General features: G+C 43.4%; 18 protein-coding genes. 7 read left to right on the top strand and 11 right to left on the bottom strand.

What is annotated here, in order from left to right; translation table 11 throughout:
• Window positions 1–165: 165 nt before the first annotated feature.
• From JGK39_RS16575 to JGK39_RS16555, 5 genes are all read right to left on the bottom strand, one after another.
• Window positions 166–1,362: a hypothetical protein gene (locus tag JGK39_RS16575; RefSeq protein ID WP_293296862.1), complete on the bottom strand. Its 1,197-nt coding sequence runs from the start codon at window positions 1,360–1,362 to the stop codon at window positions 166–168.
• Entirely contained in the window at window positions 1,359–3,242 is a 1,884-nt protein-coding gene (locus JGK39_RS16570; RefSeq protein WP_293258516.1) for a CHAT domain-containing protein, read from the bottom strand. Before JGK39_RS16570 ends, JGK39_RS16575 begins: the two co-directional genes overlap by 4 nt.
• Window positions 3,243–3,273: 31 nt before the next feature.
• Window positions 3,274–4,395: a DUF1822 family protein gene (locus JGK39_RS16565; protein WP_293302649.1), complete on the bottom strand. Its 1,122-nt coding sequence runs from the start codon at window positions 4,393–4,395 to the stop codon at window positions 3,274–3,276.
• A 61-nt stretch (window positions 4,396–4,456) separates the two neighbouring features.
• Window positions 4,457–5,200, bottom strand: a complete 744-nt coding sequence (locus JGK39_RS16560; RefSeq protein WP_293258520.1) for a hypothetical protein — start codon at window positions 5,198–5,200, stop codon at window positions 4,457–4,459.
• 479 nt (window positions 5,201–5,679) lie between these two features.
• On the bottom strand, window positions 5,680–5,943 hold the full coding sequence (locus tag JGK39_RS16555; RefSeq protein WP_293258522.1) for a hypothetical protein: 264 nt from the start codon (window positions 5,941–5,943) through the stop codon (window positions 5,680–5,682).
• An 88-nt stretch (window positions 5,944–6,031) separates the two neighbouring features.
• Between JGK39_RS16555 and JGK39_RS16550 the strand changes: the two genes are divergently transcribed.
• The 4 genes from JGK39_RS16550 to JGK39_RS16535 all read left to right on the top strand — a co-directional run bounded on the left by JGK39_RS16550 (window position 6,032) and on the right by JGK39_RS16535 (window position 8,694).
• Window positions 6,032–6,217: a hypothetical protein gene (locus tag JGK39_RS16550; protein WP_293258524.1), complete on the top strand. Its 186-nt coding sequence runs from the start codon at window positions 6,032–6,034 to the stop codon at window positions 6,215–6,217.
• Between the two features lie 740 nt (window positions 6,218–6,957).
• Window positions 6,958–7,164, top strand: a complete 207-nt coding sequence (locus JGK39_RS16545; RefSeq protein WP_293258526.1) for a hypothetical protein — start codon at window positions 6,958–6,960, stop codon at window positions 7,162–7,164.
• 215 nt (window positions 7,165–7,379) lie between these two features.
• Window positions 7,380–7,739 carry a hypothetical protein gene (locus tag JGK39_RS16540; RefSeq protein ID WP_293258528.1) on the top strand — a complete coding sequence of 120 codons (360 nt, stop codon included), beginning with the start codon at window positions 7,380–7,382 and terminating at the stop codon, window positions 7,737–7,739.
• A 31-nt stretch (window positions 7,740–7,770) separates the two neighbouring features.
• Window positions 7,771–8,694: a ricin-type beta-trefoil lectin domain protein gene (locus JGK39_RS16535; RefSeq protein WP_293258530.1), complete on the top strand. Its 924-nt coding sequence runs from the start codon at window positions 7,771–7,773 to the stop codon at window positions 8,692–8,694.
• A 712-nt stretch (window positions 8,695–9,406) separates the two neighbouring features.
• Here the strand turns inward: JGK39_RS16535 and JGK39_RS16530 are convergent.
• The 5 genes from JGK39_RS16530 to JGK39_RS16510 form a co-directional block, all read right to left on the bottom strand.
• Window positions 9,407–9,859 (bottom strand): nuclear transport factor 2 family protein, encoded by a 453-nt coding sequence (locus tag JGK39_RS16530; protein WP_293258532.1) that lies wholly within the window; start codon window positions 9,857–9,859, stop codon window positions 9,407–9,409.
• Window positions 9,860–10,112: 253 nt separating this feature from the next.
• The gene (locus JGK39_RS16525; RefSeq protein ID WP_293296861.1) at window positions 10,113–10,736 is read right to left on the bottom strand and encodes a phosphatase PAP2 family protein; all 624 of its coding nucleotides are present in this window, start codon (window positions 10,734–10,736) and stop codon (window positions 10,113–10,115) included.
• A 14-nt stretch (window positions 10,737–10,750) separates the two neighbouring features.
• A complete protein-coding gene (locus JGK39_RS16520) occupies window positions 10,751–11,188 on the bottom strand; it encodes a DUF6010 family protein (protein ID WP_293258536.1) in 438 nt (145 codons plus the stop codon).
• Between the two features lie 49 nt (window positions 11,189–11,237).
• Window positions 11,238–12,071 (bottom strand): sulfurtransferase, encoded by an 834-nt coding sequence (locus tag JGK39_RS16515; RefSeq protein WP_293258538.1) that lies wholly within the window; start codon window positions 12,069–12,071, stop codon window positions 11,238–11,240.
• Window positions 12,072–12,116: 45 nt separating this feature from the next.
• On the bottom strand, window positions 12,117–12,548 hold the full coding sequence (locus JGK39_RS16510) for a DUF6010 family protein (RefSeq protein ID WP_293258541.1): 432 nt from the start codon (window positions 12,546–12,548) through the stop codon (window positions 12,117–12,119).
• Window positions 12,549–12,608: 60 nt separating this feature from the next.
• Between JGK39_RS16510 and JGK39_RS16505 the strand changes: the two genes are divergently transcribed.
• Window positions 12,609–13,358 carry a LuxR C-terminal-related transcriptional regulator gene (locus JGK39_RS16505; protein WP_366048903.1) on the top strand — a complete coding sequence of 250 codons (750 nt, stop codon included), beginning with the start codon at window positions 12,609–12,611 and terminating at the stop codon, window positions 13,356–13,358.
• A gap of 398 nt (window positions 13,359–13,756) precedes the next feature.
• Here the strand turns inward: JGK39_RS16505 and JGK39_RS16500 are convergent, their stop codons facing one another.
• Window positions 13,757–14,335: a Uma2 family endonuclease gene (locus JGK39_RS16500; RefSeq protein WP_293258543.1), complete on the bottom strand. Its 579-nt coding sequence runs from the start codon at window positions 14,333–14,335 to the stop codon at window positions 13,757–13,759.
• A gap of 328 nt (window positions 14,336–14,663) precedes the next feature.
• On the opposite strand from JGK39_RS16500, the gene JGK39_RS16495 reads away from it, so the two are divergent.
• Complete coding sequence (locus JGK39_RS16495) at window positions 14,664–15,773, top strand: hypothetical protein (protein ID WP_293258545.1); 1,110 nt, start codon at window positions 14,664–14,666, stop codon at window positions 15,771–15,773.
• Between the two features lie 107 nt (window positions 15,774–15,880).
• Window positions 15,881–18,937 carry a hybrid sensor histidine kinase/response regulator gene (locus tag JGK39_RS16490; RefSeq protein WP_293296859.1) on the top strand — a complete coding sequence of 1,019 codons (3,057 nt, stop codon included), beginning with the start codon at window positions 15,881–15,883 and terminating at the stop codon, window positions 18,935–18,937.
• Window positions 18,938–19,651 lie beyond the last annotated feature (714 nt).

Below are 19,651 nucleotides of genomic sequence, written 5' to 3'. Positions count from 1 at the left end.
GTGCATAATGATGAATTATTCAGTCCTATTCAGAGGACTTTCGCTTTGAGGCAGGGGTTTAAACCCTGCCGGAATTATGGTTTTTGTTAGTAGATGATATCTTGCACCACCCGATAGTCCGCCAGGGGTTTAAACCCATGCCGGAATTAACGTCACAGCGCTTTACTATTTCCTCTCTTCTCTCCTTTGCACATCTTGCAGTTGCTTCCCTATTTTTTCCACCATCTGCACATCTCCCAAAGTTTGATATCCGTCTTTTGCCAACTTCAAATACTGCATCGCTTCCCGATTCTCCCTCATAGATGAATGGACTTCTCCCAAACCGTAACGCGCCTCTGTTAGCTCTTCGATATCGTCGGGTTTTGCTGTACTAATCGCCTTTAAATAGTAGAATTTAGCCTGCGGCATTAGTTGCGATCGCCCTTGATACATTTCTCCCAACATCCGGTAGATGGGCGCCGTCTCAACTCCCGCTGCTGGTAAGCTTTCCAGGATTTCTATTGCTTCGGCAATCAGGTTTTTGCTAAGGTAAATCTGCGCGATCGCCAATTTTTGACTCGCTGCATTCGGTACTTGTTGCTCGATCGTCCCCACAGCATCCTTAACCCCTTCAACCTCCTTCTCATCCAGCAATCGAAACTCTGTATCGCCCTCTTCCAGGGGACTTTCCGAAGAAACCCCCGTATTCGCCTCCACAATCAATCGGTACTTAAAACCCGGTTTCAGCGCCGGTTCCCCCGGATACACAGCCTCAGTACCGTTAACCGTCATTTCCCAATTTAACTTCGCTTTATTTTCCAGGATGCTCAACCTATAGCTAGTCGCACCCGCAACCGGATTCCAGCGGAAAGTTGGCTTATTTCCCAGCAATTTCGTCCGCCTCGGACTGATTATATAAGGAATTGGCGCATTGTTCCAAACAATTTGATCGTCACCGCGATCGGGACATCTAATTAAATTTTTATTGCACTCATCCTTCGACTTGTCGCTAGCCAACAAACAGCTATTCAATTGATTTTCACCCGCCTTAATTGACTTAATTCCTAAATCTGCACATTGAATCGTAATTTGTCCGGTTTGTGAAGTTTGCAGTTTGTCACCCGGATAAATTGGCGTACCCGCGCTGGGGCGAACATTTCTGCCATCTTGACGCTGTAGTTGCACTTCGCCGCTAATATTTAGGATTTGTCCGTTGGGTATTCTTGTCGTTGCTGCGATTGCTGGGGAAATTATCGGGTTGTTGGCGGATATTTTGGATAAATTGGCGTCACTTCCCAAGTGGGGATGAGGCAAAATATCGATCGCAATCAACGTAAATGCGATCGCGCTTGCACCCATAACAACAGTCGTCTGTTTTTTCATTGATTTTTTCCTATTTTTGGTAAACGTTCCTTTGCCATTTGGATACATTCATCTTGTTCTGGTATGCTGGAATTCGCAGATTTCAGTGTTTCTTGCCAATGTGTGAGTGCTTCTTGCGGTTTTCCTTTCGCTTCCAGTACCTGCGCTAAAAGGCAATGAGCTTCTGGAGTCTTATTGCTGAGAGATATTGCTTGTCTTAAATCGGTTTCCGCTGCGCCGTATCGCTTTTGGTTCAATCGCACCCAGCCGCGATTCTTGAAACAAGCTGATTTCACTCCATCAAATTGAGTTTGTTCTAAACACATTCCGATTACTTTTAAAGCGGATTCAGGTTGGTTTTTGATAATTAGCGATTTAGATATTTGGGCATAAGCTTCGGGAATTCCTCGCCAGACTGCTTGTTTCATTGCTTCTCGCGCACACTCGTCTTCGTTTAATCGATCGCACAGCAAAGATAAGTTATAGGAAGACTCGCCGTTAGTAGGATTGATTGATGCAGCTAGATTGTATGAAGCTTTCGCGATTAAAAATTGATTGTTGCGGTGGTTTTCCATGCCAAATGTGTTGATCGCAGATGCCAGATGCGGGCCGATGAGTGGATAGCCGATCGCCAAACCAGCTAAACTGATGCTGGTACGCTGCATAAATTTAGTTGGAATCGTAAATTGCGGGTGGTTTGGGCGACGATTCCCTACAGGATAGCTTTGCTTCACGGGAGTTGCAGCGTCTGTCGGTGCAGTGAAAGGGCGATCGCACTTTAATTCTAATAATTTTAATCCCTCAAAAGTTGGATGCTGGCAAAGCATTGGTATGCCACTCGCACCGGGAAATTCATTTTCATAGCGCAGTAAATCATTCTTAGCTTTTCGTACTGCTAAAAACAAAGGTTCTTTGAGGGCTAAATATCTAAACAAAGACTTCACAAATTCCTGAGCAATAAAATCCGGTATAGGCGCCCGCATCACAATCACTGATGGCAAAGAAATACCTTCTGTGACTAAATCTGCTGCTATACCCATGCTCGAACAAGAATTAAAAATTAGTAATTCCAATCCTTTGACAATAGCTCGTTTGAGACCTTCTTTAAAGTCTTGTACGGTGACAGTATTGTCTGCAACTTGTTGATTTATATATAGCAATCCGTTGGCACCATTGATATCGCTATCGCTGTGCCCCGCATAAAATAAAACTTGCCAGCCTTTGTCATCAAATAACTGGTTGCGTAACTCTTGGGAATTTGGTTCTTGAAGAAATTGCAAGTCGCAGCTATCGCCCAGATATTTTGTGATTTCTTTGGCATCTTTGCTGACATCAATTCCCTGGCTGTTGCCTAACACACATAAAATTCTGCCTCGCGAACCTAGAGGTATTCCCCCTATCATTGCCTCTTGGGGAGTTTTTTTATACTCAGGGGAACTGCCGATAATTTCACAGTTATTGTAGTCTTCGCGAAACTGCCACACATCCCAAGGCAACTGCCAAATCTCAGAGTTATTGCACTCTAAAAATATTTCAACTAATTCGTCTCGATTGCTAATTTCTGTTCTGAGTTTTACCTCTATTTTTCTGTAAAACTCATCAACACTCAACCACTTGTTCATCTCTTTTTTCAAACCTTCATATATAATATTAGGCTTGTCTTCAGAGATATTTGTTTTGCCCGCAGGCTTGATTTTGATTCGAGAACTGCTTCTGTGATGTTGGGTGGCGCGACAACTAACTTTCCACCTTTTGTGCAACTCGTCAACCTCAGGTGCTGGCAGCAAGCTTCCTAAATATTGAGCGACAGTTTCTCCTTGTTTTTTTAACTCCGCTGTCACGCAAGAAAAACCTTTTTGAAAATCCCCCGATCCCAAAGCCAAGATAACTGTACTGCTCATAAATTGGATGTCATTGCAGTTAATCAAAATATCATACCACAAAATTTTCTGTTATGGTAAAATTATCTAAAGCTACTCGAATAGTAAAGCTTTCTTCTGGGTCTACGTAAAAATCGTTGAGCAAAATGCACTTGTTCTGAACAGTTGATTTTACTTCATGTAAATTTTCTCCTACATCAGAGATTAAGGACAATTTAATATTGGTTGGCAAGTAACGATCGCCGATCGCCGGATGCAACTGAACGTGAACTCTGACAGCGCGATCGCTATCTTCGGCAATCCCCACCAACAACGCAACAGTTGTCCTACCCAAACGCATTCCCAAATCAATCAACTTTGCCCGCACGATATCAGCTTCGGGAAACATATCTATACTGCTTTGATGTCCGCGTGAAGTATCTTGCGATCTGGAATTTCCACCACCTCGGAATACAAAAGCTGGGTTTTCATCAGGAAAAATGAGCTCTTCTAAATTTTGTTTGCCTTCCTCAAATTTCTGCCAGTTGGTTTCTGCAACATTCTTTAACCAATTGCCTAAATTAGATTTTACCGGATTTTCAATCTCAGTCGGTTCAGTCTCGGGCTGCGGATCGAATATCGATTCAACAGACTCCCAATCCGATGTAAATATATTCTCCAACCACTGACGCAGATCCACTTTAGATTCATAGATTCTTTCAAGGTGAAGCAAGAAGTCATCCAGAGGACGTAAATCTCTCAATACTAATTCACCTGAATCCGCCGTCGGAGCAAATCCCAGCAATCTTGCTTCCTTGTCATCCTCATCAATTTCTACTACAATATAACCAATACGTTCCTCCCTAGCTTCGGTAGGAACGCGGCAGATTTCAGGTAAATTTATACCAGAATTTTGATTGCCATTTTCTCCTTGTTTGTGTTCAGCCCTAATTGGACGACACTCAATTTTGCCCAAGCCTTTAATATATAAATCTGCCACATTTTCAAACAGGCGAATTACTGGATTCCAGCTATCGCATTGAGTTAAATCAGTTTCAATATCTAATATTTTAAAATAATCGGCAACTACCAACACAGCCAAAGTGTTGAGATAAATCTGTTCAACTTTTTGCGGGTGTTGGTGTTCGCAAGCAAATTGCCATGCTAGATGAATTGCCTTTTGGGTAATTGGCATTGGCAATGATTGGGTTGTAGTAGTATTGTTCTTCATTTCCCGATTTTAACTCTTTGTATGATTAATAGCCACTGTCTTCTCGAAATTGTTGCAAATGAGGCCGACATTTCTTTCGGTAAAAGCTATATATTGTAGGATAAGCACAGCAAAACTCCGTTGCTATTGTGGTAAAATCTTTACCAGATGCTCTGCTTCTCAATATAACTTGACAAGTCAGATCTTTCCGCCCTCGAATGTACTCGTTTAATATCCCATCAGGATTAGTTTCGATCCAATCTTTGACCTGTTCAAATAATTGAATACATTCGACTGTATGACTGTCATCCTCAGCAGGTAAACTCTCTATTCGATCGATCGCAGTTCCGTCTTCTAAAACAAGTTGTCGATCGTCTCTCCTGCTATTTTCTCGATCTACCCTCACCGCCCAATTTTGCAGCCGTCGCTTCAAATAATAATTGAACCAAGTTATGACATTACCCCGATCGCGATCGTACTGAGTGCCGGTGCGGGATTCGCACAAATTGCTATAGAAAAACTCCCACTGTTCTTGCAAAGCATCTTCATAGTAAGGTACCTTGTCTTTCCAGATCAGGCCCGAGTTTTTCATTTTAGTCACAAGCTGATTCAACAAACGTTTTAGCTTCCAAGAATTCGAGGCTTCCTCCCTAATTAGAGTGACAAGGCTGTCTAACTCTTGATAGAGAAGTTTGCGATCGCAATTTCGAGATTTTCCTGAGTCCCCAACAGGATCGGAGTCGTCGGATGAGTGGTCTTCCCCCTCCAAGGGGTGGGATTGATCGTTCATAGTTAAGTGCGATCGCAACTTTGTTCCTACATTTAGTTATCAGGGTGAGTTGGGAATTTTTTTGCGAAATTTCCAATTTTTTTTGTAAATGTAGTTGAAAGCTTTGCTGTGCCGTCAATGTGGCTGTTTTATTGTATGTTGAGTTTTGTAAAAAGGTCGATCGGCCAATCCCGCACCCCGAAAGTCCGAAAGTCCGGCAGGGGTTGAAACCCCCGCCGAGAGAGCGAAAGTCGTCGGTCGCCGACAAGTCCGGCAGGGGTTGAAACCCCCGCCGAGAGAGCTAAAGTCGTCGGTCGCCGACTGAAGAATTTACCAGTCCTCTTTTAGAGGACTTTCGCTCTCTCGGCAGGGAATTAATTAAGAGCCAGATTGTGGGATAGCGAGTGATATGGGTGGGTTCCCAAGCCTGAACCTGGGAACCAGTGAAGATATCATTCCTAGGGATACAACATTGCTGCGTCCTTTGGCTGTGGCTTAACTTACTTTCCCGACTGCTTACTGTCCGATCGCACTTTCCGACGAATCAGCACGCTCATCACCTGTCCAGCAGTTGCCGCGCGCTGTACGGGACTCCAATCACCAACAGAGGCAAATCCCAATCGGTACAAAGTGAGTATGGTTTCCCGGACACCCTGGGGCGAACCCACAACCGTTACCAGCAGCACATCCTGTTCGGATAGGGCTGCTGAGTCGGAATTTTCGCAATCAGATTCGTTTTCGTCGGGTACGAATTCCTGTGACATATTATGTTCTCCTGACTTTGGGTTTTCTAAGGAAACCCAAAAATCCAGCCGCCCCGCATTTCAACACATAGCAGGGCGGCCACAGAGGATGTTACAATCTCCTGTTAGCCTCCAGACTGCTTGTACCAGTTTGGCGGTTATGCTGTCCATTGCTGTTACCAGCAGCTTTGGGCGGAGCGGAGCGGAGGGAGTGCAACTAAATTTTTGGGTGACGCGGGTTGCCTCCTATGTATGCAAGCAAAGCAACCTCTCAATTCACAGCGTAGCCGCATAGTGTACCCGCCGTCAACCAATTTTAGATTTTAGATACTTCGACAAGTCCGGCGGGGGTTGAAACCCCCGCCGAGAGAGCGAAAGTCCTCTAAAAGAGGACTCATGAATTCTTCAGTCGGCGACCGACGACTTTCGCTATGAGGCAGGGAATTGATTCCCTGCCGGATTTTGGGGAAAGGGAGGGATTCGATGGCGCTTCAACACCCGAAACCACATCTTTTCGGTGCTTTCACCCAGTCTTTACAAATTTGTCTCAAAAAAAAGTTGAGTTTTGCATAAAACTACCGAGTTGAGGCTGATAAGTAAATGAGGACTTACGCACCAAGTTCAAGAAACCGGGTTTTTGGCCTAATCTTGTGGTAACAGCGCATAATTTTCGCAAAAAACCCGGTTTCTGGCCACCGCGCATAAATCCTATAAATATGAGGGACAGTTAGGCGGTTGGGGCGATCGAACTTTTCGGTGCACTCCGGCAGAGTCCGCCGTTCGTTTCAACCCCCGTCGAGAGAGCGAAAGTCGTCGGTCGCCGACTGCAGAATCGATCGATCAGTCCTCTTTGAGAGGACTTGCGCTATGAGGCAGGGGTTTGAACCCCTGCCGGACTGCGAGACAACGAGCGATCCGATCGCGCTTCAACTCCCGAAACCACATCTTTTCGGTGCTTTCACGGAGTCTTTACAAAGCTTTACCAAAAAAAAGTAGAGTTTTGCATAAAACTACCGAGTTAGCCCTGATAAGTAAATGTACGAGACAGTTAGGCAGTTGGGGCTATTTCTCGCACAACTCCGTGCGATCGCGCAATCCCGCAGTCCGAAAGTCCGGGAGGCAATTAATTACCTTCCGGGCTGGGGGGAAAGCGCATTATTCGATCGGGCTTCAACTCCCAAAACCAACTCTTTTCGGTGCTTTCACGGAGTCTTTACAAAGCTTTACCAAAAAAAAGGTTGAGTTTTGCATAAAACTACCGAGTCGGCCCTGATAGATAAACAGAAGGGAATTTGCGAAGTTCGATCGTACTTGTTGAGATTTATTCAAAAGTGCGATCGCGCCTAATTTTCAGTTGAGCAAGTTCAGTAACTGTGACACGTATGTGCGGCGTGTCTGCGGAGTCTTTTTGTCAATTTTCAGCACAGTTTGTCTCTACTATTATTAGGACAACAATCATGGCTATTCATGAAGGTGAATTCGATGCTGTGTTCCTACCAAAGCAGAAATTCAATCGTTTCCACAAAAATTCAAACCATGCAAAAAATATTTTCTGGCGATTGACTCTTCTAGTTATTCTGCAATTAGCTATTTCACTTTTAGGTGAAAAAGCACAAGCTGGAGGTGGGGATCCAGTTGATTTAGACTCAGAGACTAGGCCAAAAAGCATCAATGCTACTGCGAACATCAAATGGGATAAATGGAGCCAACCTTATTGGTTTAATTCCCAAATATGTCGCGAAAAAAGTGGAGAAATTGCCTGTTTCAGCTCAGATACTGCTAAAAAAATGGGCTGGAATATTCCAGAGCGTAATTAATCAAATCACTCAGCATTAAAGGAGTCGGATCGTGAATCTCAAAAAAAATCCAAAAATTGGTGCGATCGCAATTGCTAGTGTTTTTTTAGCTTTGACAGCAAAAGCAGCTCAAGCTGGGGAAACTTTTCAAGTAAATGGCGGATATGCACTGAATACAAATAGCTCTTTTCGGTTGATTGATGGTAATCCTCGGATGTCTATTTTTCAACATAACATCAACGATCCAGACCAACAATTTGAACGTTTACCGGGTAGTAGTAGCAGCAGTACGCTTTTACGTCACGGTTCTACGGGCAAATGCTTAAATGCTCATTATCTTGCCAACAATTCGGAAATGAATGTTTGGCCTTGCAATGCTTCTGACCCAGATCAAAACTGGAATTTAGTCAAGCTTCCTAGTGGGGAGTTTTTAATCCGCCGCAATGGAACTAATTTCTGTGTAGACTCTCCAACTCGTACTAATACTGGCAGGATTCATCTAATTACCTGCGATGCCAATAATGGTAATCAGCGTTGGAAAAGCACTACTACTGCCTCAAATCAAAGTCGTATTTTGCAGCGTGCTAAAGCTTGGGTAGATGCAAAAGTTCCATACAATCAGGGTACTTACCGCGATGGATATCGCATGGACTGTTCAGGTTTTATTAGTATGGCTTGGGAACTGACAGCATCATTTGTGACAGGTACTTTACCACATACAGTAGTCAACAATGCAGATGATTTGCGCCCTGGTGATGCTATCAATAATAAACAGGTGGGCAATAATGGTCATGTGGTGATGTTTGTGCAGTGGAGCGGTAACTGGAATCAGGGGAAAAGAAATTTTATTGCCTATGAAGAGAATGGTGGCTACGGTAAGACTGTTCAAACAACTCTGACACTCGAAAAATTTGGTAATGCCTGGAATATTACCCAATATAATCGCGCCCCTTGGTATCTGCAACGAAAACGATAAGATCGTGCTTTTCTAGAAGCTGATTTTACGATCGCCTAGTACACCTCTTGCAAAAATAGCTAGAAACGGGCCGAAGAGCCCGTTTCTAAATTTGATTAAAAGGACTTTTGCAAGAGATCTAATGATTCTCTCTACGGTGGCTAAGGACAAGAATCTGTTGATTAATCCGACTCCAAGTGCGATCGACCCGCTAACAAGTAGCAATGTGACTGGCATTTCTAATGTGAAGTAATTGTAAGTTTGGCTGAGGGCGATCGAATTTAAAAACCCGGTTTCTTCAAGAAACCGGGTTTTTTGCAGTTGTTGCGGTTGGTAATACCAAATCCGGGTTTTGAGGACTAATTACTGCTTGGTAAAAAATACTAGCCTTGTTGATAGCTAATACCAATTTTAAAAAAGAATGCAACAGTATTCTTTTTCCCCCCCGCAATACAGCGGGGGGGCTAGGGGGGTCGAAGAGTGTTGCACGATTTTATAAAAATGGTATAACAAGAAAAATCACCGTAAATTTACGATTTCTACCAAAACTTTGTACACTTGGCGATCGCACACCACCTTCAATTTTCCAATTACGACCAAACAGCTAACCTAGCGGTCTAACGTTTAAGCTCACCGGACGGCGATAACCTTTGCAACTCAACAAACAGCCTATGCTCCGTTCCGGTTCAGCACAATGTTATGCGGCGATCGCCCACAACCATTGAATTTTGCATCAATCTTCAATTGGAGGAGCACCAGCCTCTACCAGTCCATAGGTGACTAGCTGCTTACATAACACCTCCGTTTTCTGTGTATCTAGATAAGCATGTAGATACACAACTTTTCCCCACACCATCTTAATAATATGAACACCCTCATTGACATATTGAGAGCCATCTGCTGGTGTGGCTGTATCAACCCACTCAATGGCAATCGTTGTATTCCAGGGAAATCCACTCACTGCGATATTTTTGATCTCAAAATTTAGACCTGGCGATAGTCGGTAAAGACGCTGGAACCATTGCCGCATCGCTTCAACACTGTGACGAGTACCGCCAAGGGCATGAGTGCCACTAAAGGTATGAGTAATTGACGGTGAAATGCCTTTGAGGACTGACTCATAATCACCACGATTCAAGCACTCGAATGATTTTCTAACCTTTTGACGAACGATAAAAGAGTACATTTGCGCTATACCTCTTGACTAGGTTTCTGTTTTTGACTGAGATGATTTGAAAGTTTTCTTTAACCGATGTCCCTGCCACATCCATAAACCAGTAAGTGTAAGGGTAGGGATCACCAAAATCTGCATGGATAGGACAAACATTGGTTCATTACGCTAAGGGGAATAAACAAAAGTACCAATCGCAACCGATCCGAATAGATGAATCCAGCCCATCAAATTCCGTTCTTGCATACAACCATCTCCATGAAGTAATTTACCTATTAAAAAATAACCGGATTTGTAATGCGGTCATAAATACTCCAATAGCCGCACCTACTAGAACCTGACCAACTGTATGCCGCTTCAAGACCAGTCGTGATGCTCCCACTAATGGAATTAAGCCAAAAAATGGGAATGCTAGGTTGCCAAATTGATAAGCAAGCACCACCAGAGGGCCACTGATTGCGGTGGTATGGACGCTGACCTTCCACCATTTTGTGATCGATACAACCAGGAGGGTATTGGTCGCATAGCAAAACATTAATCCTTGAATCAAACTGGGTGCATTTATACCTTTTAACAGCAAAAAACCTATAAAATAGCTTGCTGCACCCACCAGTAGCGGATTAATTCTTTGCTCTCGAATAACGATATCTGCAGAATCAACCAAACCCTTACGTTTGAGAAATAAAATATAAGCAGGGACTAAAATGACTGAAAATAAAACTGCCACACTTCCAACAACAAACTTGTGAAATAAATCTTGGCTTGGATCGGCCATAATCAAGAATATGAAAGCGATTGCAGGCAAAAGAAATGGGTGGAAAAGTCTTGAAATAACCTGAGCAGTGCGTTCTACAGATGTCATTTTTTGTTGAGTGTTTACCATCTCTTTCATTGCAAATATATCTATCAATTCTCTTGGCTATCAGTATCAAAGCTTGACGGTGAGCGTTGTTGTTTGATTATACCAAAAATATCTGGCGCTCCAGCAAAGAACCAGAGTGCGAGGATTGGATCGGTTACAGCACATCCAACGGACGATGCAGGAAAGTATTGAAACATGGGATCGTTCGCAATGTGATGCGCTATATCCAAGCCTGAATGTACTAACCATGCGACACCGAGCCACCGATAGTTCCCTAGTCCGAGGATACCGAGCGTAAGAAGTATGATTGTTCCGGCTGCTTCAGTCAAACCGAATGAGTGATTGCCATAAGTGGATGCAGCGAGTCCAACTAATATGCAATTCACCTGCCGTCGTCTGGGTTCAGAAATAACCGAGAAGCCACAGATCCAGATAGCAGCAATAATGAATCCAGAAACAATATCGATCGGGGTGATATTCATAATGTTTTGATTTCTGTGGGTTTAACGTTTAACATGTGAACGGTTTAGTCTATTTCTCGATCGCAACGTTGGGCAAGCGGCTCCATTCATTCCATGAACCATCGTAGTTCCGAACATGGGGGTAGCCTAGCAAATATTTCAAGACAAACCAGATGTAAGCCGATCTTCCCCCTACGGCACAGTAAGGAAATACTTCCTTGTCTTGGGTAATGCCTTTGCTATTGAATAGTGTCTGCAATTCATCGAATGATTTGAACGTGCCGTTATCATTGAGTGTCAGGGTATGCTCAAGATGGATTGCGCTGGGGATATGCCCAGCACGTTCTGTTGCTTCTGGTGGCTTCATTAGATATATATCGCCCTGATATTCTGCGAGTGTGCGGACATCTACCAATATTTGATTAGGATTAGCGATCGCCGATTGAACCTCGGCTGACAACACCTGCAAACTGGTATCCAATAGCTTAGGCAAGTATTGAGTCGGCATGGGCGTTGAGAACGTTGCTGTAATAGGACGATTTTCTGCCATCCACTTTTGATGCCCACCATTTAAAACTCTGACATCGGGATGCCCAATCATCTTCAAGAACCAGAAAATCCAGGCTCCAGTTCCGGGGTAACTACCGTAGGCAACAACTGTTGTATCTTGAGTAATTCCCGATCGCGACACCAAATTTGCGATCGCAGTCGGGTCGAAGTTAATCCGAAGATTGGGTTGAAATAGATCGCTCAACACATTCCAGAATACTGCCCCCGGAATGTGGTTATTTTGATAAAGATCTGGATTCATATCCACTTCTATGACTCGAAGGCTCGGATCGTCTAAGTGCTCGGTAAGCCATTGGGTATTGACTAAGACTTCTGGATGAGCATAGTAATTCATGACTGGTTCCTTAAATAATTTGTTGTGATTACTCGCTCAGGCTGATTAATCAGGATGGCTGGGATTGTTGCCGACATCCTGATTAATCAGCCTCGCAGTGAGGTTGGGCGCGTCAAGTAGGAAATAAATTGCAAAATACCAATCCACAATAAAACATTCAAAAGATGACGGGATATACCAAAAGAGAAGTGGAGAATTGATGGAGTGATGAACGAGATCGACTGCGCCGTGAAGAAACCAAGCTAAACCAACCAATTTCCAATTATTGATTCCAAAGAAGGCTGAAGCAGCCATGACAACCATAAATATAGGCTCTAGTTTGCCTAGTTCACCACCTAAATAAGTTCCAGAAGCTGCAGCCGCAACAACAGAATGAAAGCTTCTGCGACGATCTTCAGGGATTAAACCTGTCAGCAAAATAAATATCGTCCCAACTACAATGGGAGAAACATAGTTAAACAAACTTATTTCAATCATTTTCCCTCTTGCTCCTCATCTAGATTGTTTTGGCGTGAATTTACTTGTAGAATCAGACTAATGCTATTTGAGCAAGACTTCATAGACCTCGATCGAGTACACTTTGCCGGAGCAGCCAGAGCAAAAATTATGGAGACTTCTTTGCAGTCGCTATTTCAAACGATCGCTCAAGCTCAAACTGAATCAGAACTGCGTCAGCCCGTCATGGCCCAGATCGGCGAATACTTTGCTGCGACTCGTTGGGGACTAAGTTTTCTGGATGAATTTCCGGCAATTGATGCCAACACTCCCGGTTTCGTCAGGTTGGCACTGTCGCTTGACCATAATCCTGTCTTGCGTTACCTTGTGGAACGTCATGCTCCCGTACATGAGGAAGTAATCTTATCGCCTGGAGTTTGGCAAACGATCTGCCCCCGTGCCGATCATGGGCATGTGATGATTGGCCCGATCGTCCATAACGGTCAGCTTGTCGGTGGCATTGCCTTTACCCGGCATTTTAATAATTCGGCATTTGATGCCCAAGACTTGGCAGATTTAAGTGCTTTATGTCTGCATTTATCTACTCGACTGGCGGCGTTACGATCTCAACCTGTGAAATTACCAATATTGAACTGCGATCGGCTTACCTCGCGTGAAGCCCAAATTGCCGAATTGGTAGCCCAAGGACTAACCAGCGCAGAGATTGGTGCGGCTCTGTGGATTACCGAAAATACTGTCAAGCAAGCGTTGAAGCGGATGTATCGCAAGTTGAAAGTTTCGTCGCGCGCTGAGATGGTAGCTCAGATGTCTGGTATAAAACTAGCACGCTGATTGCTAGCAACTAAGACTTCAGCCTACTTTCTCCACCAAAGACTGAGCCGCATAACTTATAATTGTGTCGCAGATGCGGTACTATACTATTCCTAGTTGAATTATACCGCACATCTGCGGTTTAACTGGGAACATTCCCAACAGCTTTTTGTCTGCCTTAACTCAAAGAATAAACCGCCCCGATCGCCCTGTCGGTGAGAAAAAGTGACACGATCTTGTAAACTTACGTAAATTACCTCGATCGATTTAAGCTTTGAGCTTTGAGATTTTGGAATTAACCCCAGCGATCGCCAAATCCCCACATAATTTCATCAAAAATCACCTCATCTGAAAAATATTATTGCTCCAATGGCTCTGCCAGAATCGCCTCTAAAATCTACCGTGTAAGGAGCGTATATCTAGGGCTGTCGCTCGAAAACAATTTCCTCATATAATTGCTCGATCGGCAAACTTAGATTGATACTTTGCAACTCAACTATATCGCCCTCCCGATAGCTCAAAATCACCCATTCACCAGCATCATTTTTATGATAAATATCGATCGCCATTTCATCTGAACTGACTAACACATAATCAACCAGATTCGGATTGCGGCGATACTTCTCAAACTTCTTCCCTCGATCGTAAGCTTCGGTGCTATCCGATAAAACCTCCACAATTAAGCAGGGATAGGTAATGTATTGAACACTAGAATTATCCTTGGGATCGCAGGTGACGCTCAGATCGGGATAGAGATAGTTAGATGTATTGAAGATATTGACTCGGCAATCGGAATTGTAGGTTCTGCAACCACTGCCCCGCAGGTGAGGTTTGACGATCGCCAAAAAGTTTCCCGCGATATCGCTATGATTTCTAGTGCCACCAGTCATCGCATAAACCCGACCATCGATCAGTTCGTGTTTTTCCAGTTGTTGCTCCTCCCAAGTAAAATACTCTTCGGGTGTAAAATAGCGATCGTTATCTCGTACTGCTATCACAAGCATAAACTCCCTAATCAAAAATTAATAATACTAATTATACCTCTAAAAATTCAGAATTCACAAGTTCGATCGCACGCTTGAGTTAGTATTTCATTTTCCTAGCAATTGTCGAACTTGTGCCAATCCAACATCGCCTGGAATGGATTGGACTGTGCCACTATCAATCTTGGCAATCCTGTCTGGTTTCTGCGATCGGAGTTAGTACGTCCTCTCATGAATCGAACCCCAATGTAAAATATTGTTACAAATTACTTGACATCAGGAACTAAATCTAAATTACCAATGACTATAATTAGGTAAAAAATCATTTTCCAAGGAAAATCCCATGCAAAAACTAGCTCGAAAGTTATTCACTACAGCTTTAACTCTAATTATCTTATGTTCCCCCACAGCCGCTTTTGCCAAAGCAAAAATTCAGATAGCCATCCTTTTAGATTCCAGCAACAGCATGGATGGACTGATAGACCAGACTCGCAATCAACTTTGGCAAATTGTGAATTTTTTATCTAAAGTCACCAAAGATGGCGAAGTGCCAGATTTAGAAGTTGCTCTCTATCATTACGGTAACGACACTTTACCCTCTTCAGAAGGTTTTGTCAGATTGTTAACTGGATTTACGCCTGAATTAGATTTAGTATCCGAAAAGCTATTTAGTATCAAAACCAACGGCGGTCAAGAATATGCCGGTTGGGTAATTCGCTCGGCAATGCAAGAATTAAACTGGAGTAAAAATCCGGCAGATTTTCGTGTCATTTTTATCGCTGGTAATGAACCATTCGATCAAGGCCCTATAGTTTGGACTCAATCTGTCAATCTCGCTGTAAAAGGAGATACTCTTGTTAATACTATCTACTGTGGTTCAGCAGAAAGTCAGGAACGACAACTTTGGGTATCAGGAGCTACTTTGGCAAAAGGTAGTAACTTCAATATCAATCAAAATCAAGTAATTGTGGTAATTAAGTCGCCTTACGATGACGAAATTTCTAATTGGAATAGTAAATTAAATGAAACTTATATTCCCTATGGTAGGCAAGGAAGAATAGGACAACAACGTCAAGCTGCTGAAGATAGTAATGCTCGCACCTTTGCTGCTTCCCGCAGTAGTTCCAAAGCTTCTGAATACTATGATAATGCTTCTTGGGACTTGCTCGATGCTCTCGAAAAAGGAATAGTGAAACTAGAGGAAATATCAGATGATAGTTTGCCAGAAATTATGCGAGGTATGACGCTAACTGAAAAAAGAACATATGTAGCTGGCAAGAAAACGGAAAGAGAAAGGATTAAAAAGACGATCCGCGAGTTATCTCAAAAGCGTACCGAATATGTCGAGCGCCAACGCAAAGCCAGTACGGATAAAGGCGAAAATACTGTCGATAGTGTCATAATTCAAAGTCTGCGCCAACAATTAGCGGCTAAGGGATTCAAGCTTCAGTGATTTTTCGAGTCTTCTACAAGAGTGCGCTCCTGGAGATTCATTCAGTTCGCCTGCATTGCCGATAGTTTCTATGTGAGCTTTCAATCGTTAAATATATCAGCAAGAAAATGACTCTAATTTCAGGTTTAGGCAACGGTTCAAGACATATAAATTATTCAAAAGAACAATGGCGACCGACTGTTTTCTTGATTGGCCTGCTGGTTTTAGGATGTGCGGGCAACTATTTCACGATTCCGATTATTCTCCATGCAAACTGGCTATTTGGTAGTATTTTTATCATGGTGGTTGTGAGACTGTATGGATTAGGTTGGGGAACACTCGCCGCCGTAATTTCTAATGCTTATACAATCTTTCTTTGGAAACATCCCTACGGTTTTGTTCTCTTCACACTGGAGGCAATTTTTGTAGGATTGGGACTACGGCGCAGTAAGAATTTATTATTGATTGATGTTTTTTATTGGGCAACAATTGGATTTCCGCTCCTTTGGTTTTTCTATGTTATTTGTGCTAAAATTCCTCCTCAAACCGTTCTATTTATTTCCTTCAAAAACCCAGTTAATCAAATTTGTAGTGCTCTGATTGCTAGTCTAATTCTGACTCACACGCCCATTGCAAAGTGGTTTGGTGTCAAGACTCTCAAAACTCATACCTTTGAACAAACACTCCTAAATTTGCTGGTAGCCTTCGTCTTGCTACCAGCATTAGTTTTAACCATTTGGAACTGTCAGGATGCTACCAATGTTCAAGAAAAAAATGTTGTAGTTCATCTGGAAGATATCAGACAATCTGTCAGTGCGGATTTACAAAACTGGCATCAGCAAAGTCTGGAGACGCTACAAAAACTGGCATCTAATGTTCGGGATAGCGATCTCTTGGATGCTTCGGGGATTCAGGAAAAAATTCAAATAGCCCGATCGACTCTTCCAGGGTTCAACAATCTCTACATTACAGACACCAACGGGCAAATTCTCAATTCCACTACTCCCCCAAATACCGATCGCAATTCAATCACAAAACTCGATAGTTTGCCATTGCAGGCTTTACTGACAGCCAAACAGCCGATCCTATCCGATATCGTTACGGTGTCGAACTCGCCGACGATCGCCCAAACAGTACCCATTTTCCGGGATAACAGCCTGGTAGGTCAAGTTTTCGCAGAAGTTGACGCCGACAAATTGAAACAACTGTTGCTCAACAGTCAAGCCGGATCGACTCGGATGGTGAGTTTGCTCGATCGCGAAAATCGCGTCATTTCCAGCACTCGCGAGGAATTAAAGGAAGCGCAACCCTTTGATAAAGATGGGAATGGTGAAATTAATCGGCTGAATCCAAATACCCATATTTGGATACCGATCCTCCCCAACACGCCCAAGGTTGTGCGCTGGAGAAAGTCATTTTACGTGCAGAAAACTGCTGTTGGCGGTGATTTTCCTTGGATAATTGCGATCGAACAACCCAGCGCCTCCCATTTAGCAGTGCTCGATCAAATTTATACCAAAAGCTTCGCGATTCTCATGGCGATCGCAATTCTCGCCCCGCTTCTGGCAAAAACCATTAGTCGCAGTCTAGTTAAACCATTGCTGCAACTTGCCAATATTACCAACAATTTGCCCGACAAACTTACAGAACAACAATTACTGCAAATTCCCAACAGTTCAATCAGCGAAATAAACACCCTGTCTAATAACTTCCAACTCATGGCCCTAGCCCTGCAAGATAAGTTTCAGGAAATTCAGCAAGCCAACCTAAATATTCAGCAAGCCAAAGAAACAGCCGAATTTGCCAATCAAGCCAAAAGCGAATTCTTAGCCAACATCAGTCACGAATTGCGGACACCTCTCAACGGGATTATCGGCTACGCCCAAATCCTGCTACGCAGCGAACCCCTGACTCCCAAAGGAAGCAACGGCATCAACATCATCTATCAGTGCGGTTCTCACCTGCTCACCCTGATTAACGATATATTGGATCTTTCCAAAATCGAAGCCCGAAAACTCGAACTGAATCCCGCACCCTTGCACCTCCCTTCCTTCCTGCAAAATGTCGTCGAAATCAACAGCATCCGTGCCGAAGAAAAAGGGATTTACTTTGAGTTTCAAGCCGACGAAGGCTTACCTCTCGGAGTTTTGGCAGATCAAAAACGTCTCCGTCAAGTTTTGATTAACCTACTGGGAAATGCGATTAAATTTACCGATCGCGGCGGTGTCACCTTCAAAGTTGAATCTGTTGGCAAAAAGATTAGGTTTCACATTCAAGATACCGGAATTGGCATGACCCCGCAACAAATCGAGAAAATTTTCCTCCCCTTTGAACAAGTTGGTGATACCGAAAAGCAAGGTGAAGGCACAGGCTTAGGACTCGCAATTAGCCACAAAATTGTTTCGATTATGGGGAGTGAAATTAGTGTCGGCAGTATCTCCGGTGAAGGCAGTACCTTCTCCTTTGAAGTAGAACTCCCCGCAGCCGACAATTGGACATCTGTTGCGAGAATATCTCACCAAAGGGCGATCGCTGGATATGAAGGCAAAAGACACAAAATTCTGATTATTGATGACTCTTGGGAAAATCGCTCAGTTTTAGTCAATCTTTTAGAACCGATCGGTTTTGAAACGATTGAAGCCAGCAACGGACTCGAAGGAATTGAACAAACGCTCAACACTTCACCAGATTTAATTATTACCGATTTAGGTATGCCTGTGATGGATGGGTATGAGTTTTTGCGGAACCTACAGACTTATCCCCAACTCAAAGAAACCATCGTTATCGTTTCCTCTGCAAGCGTATTTGAAAGCGATCGCCACAAGAGTCTGGAAGCAGGTGGAAGTGACTTTTTGCCGAAACCCGTAGAAGCTGAAACCTTACTGGAACTCATGCAAAAACATCTGCAATTGGATTGGATTTATGACACCAATAACAATCCGAACCAGAATGCTGATGTTGCAGCCGAGTCAATTCAGCCACCTGCAACCGAAATTTTAAACCAACTATTTGAGCTAGCACAAAACGGGGAACTGGACGGCATTATCGAAGTTGCAGAACAACTTCAAGATGATAACCAGGCTGCCTTTGTCAAAGAAGTGATTCGTCTTGCCGAAGCTTGCGAACTCCGACAACTGCAAGCATTCATCCAACAATACCAGTCCAAGACGCAAGTGTCAGATTAAAGGTAGGTAGTTGCGCTTCAGCGCTCTTTACCAGTGCAAGACGCAAGTGTCAGATTAAAGGTAGGTAGTTGCGCTTCAGCGCTCTTTACCAGTGCAAGACGCAACTGTCAAATTAAAGGTACGTAGTTGCGCTTCAGCGCTCTTTACCAGTGCAAGACGCAACTGTCAGATTAAAGGTACGTAGTTGCGCTTCAGCGCTCTTTACCAGTGCAAGACGCAACTGTCAGATTAAAGGTACGTAGTTGCGCTTCAGCGCTCTTTCTTATAGCGGTTCTCAGAAAGATGAGGTATGACTGACAGCTTATATAAGCAATAAACTAAGAGGGCTGAAGCCCAACTACGTACCTCACCTTTTTGAGAAGTGCTATATAGCGGTTTTCAGAAAGATGAGGTATGACTGACAGCTTATATAAGCAATAAACTAAGAGGGCTGAAGCCCAACTACGTACCTCATTTTGAGAAGTGCTATATATTTATAAAAGAGCGCTTTCATCGCAACAACGTACCTAAAAATGAGTAGCAGTGGTAGGGTGCGTCAGATGCGAAATTGTCGATCGCCACAAAAAGTATAATTCTGACGTACCAGTTGGGTTTGGTGCATCAGCGATGAGATTGTTACCCACATTCCGCAGATATTCGATCGGATTTAATTTCAAAAGAATTCAGAATTCTCAAAACCTCAAATAATTGCTCTGCAATCATTTGAGGCTTTTT

Origin of the sequence: Microcoleus sp. PH2017_12_PCY_D_A (genome assembly GCF_020738565.1) — a bacterium.
Classification (GTDB): domain Bacteria; phylum Cyanobacteriota; class Cyanobacteriia; order Cyanobacteriales; family Microcoleaceae; genus Microcoleus.
This window is presented reverse-complemented; position numbering and strand designations above follow the sequence as displayed.

Excerpts from the sequence above, each read along its gene's own strand:
- JGK39_RS16510 (WP_293258541.1), bottom strand. The coding sequence starts at position 12,548 with ATGATTGAAATAAGTTTGTTTAACTATGTTTCTCCCATTGTAGTTGGG.
- JGK39_RS16545 (WP_293258526.1), top strand. The coding sequence starts at position 6,958 with ATGTACGAGACAGTTAGGCAGTTGGGGCTATTTCTCGCACAACTCCGT.
- JGK39_RS16555 (WP_293258522.1), bottom strand. The coding sequence starts at position 5,943 with ATGTCACAGGAATTCGTACCCGACGAAAACGAATCTGATTGCGAAAAT.
- JGK39_RS16560 (WP_293258520.1), bottom strand. The coding sequence starts at position 5,200 with ATGAACGATCAATCCCACCCCTTGGAGGGGGAAGACCACTCATCCGAC.
- JGK39_RS16495 (WP_293258545.1), top strand. The coding sequence starts at position 14,664 with ATGCAAAAACTAGCTCGAAAGTTATTCACTACAGCTTTAACTCTAATT.
- JGK39_RS16565 (WP_293302649.1), bottom strand. The coding sequence starts at position 4,395 with ATGCCAATTACCCAAAAGGCAATTCATCTAGCATGGCAATTTGCTTGC.
- JGK39_RS16575 (WP_293296862.1), bottom strand. The coding sequence starts at position 1,362 with ATGAAAAAACAGACGACTGTTGTTATGGGTGCAAGCGCGATCGCATTT.
- JGK39_RS16540 (WP_293258528.1), top strand. The coding sequence starts at position 7,380 with ATGGCTATTCATGAAGGTGAATTCGATGCTGTGTTCCTACCAAAGCAG.
- JGK39_RS16530 (WP_293258532.1), bottom strand. The coding sequence starts at position 9,859 with ATGTACTCTTTTATCGTTCGTCAAAAGGTTAGAAAATCATTCGAGTGC.
- JGK39_RS16525 (WP_293296861.1), bottom strand. The coding sequence starts at position 10,736 with ATGAAAGAGATGGTAAACACTCAACAAAAAATGACATCTGTAGAACGC.
- JGK39_RS16515 (WP_293258538.1), bottom strand. The coding sequence starts at position 12,071 with ATGAATTACTATGCTCATCCAGAAGTCTTAGTCAATACCCAATGGCTT.
- JGK39_RS16490 (WP_293296859.1), top strand. The coding sequence starts at position 15,881 with ATGACTCTAATTTCAGGTTTAGGCAACGGTTCAAGACATATAAATTAT.
- JGK39_RS16550 (WP_293258524.1), top strand. The coding sequence starts at position 6,032 with ATGTTACAATCTCCTGTTAGCCTCCAGACTGCTTGTACCAGTTTGGCG.
- JGK39_RS16570 (WP_293258516.1), bottom strand. The coding sequence starts at position 3,242 with ATGAGCAGTACAGTTATCTTGGCTTTGGGATCGGGGGATTTTCAAAAA.
- JGK39_RS16505 (WP_366048903.1), top strand. The coding sequence starts at position 12,609 with ATGCTATTTGAGCAAGACTTCATAGACCTCGATCGAGTACACTTTGCC.
- JGK39_RS16520 (WP_293258536.1), bottom strand. The coding sequence starts at position 11,188 with ATGAATATCACCCCGATCGATATTGTTTCTGGATTCATTATTGCTGCT.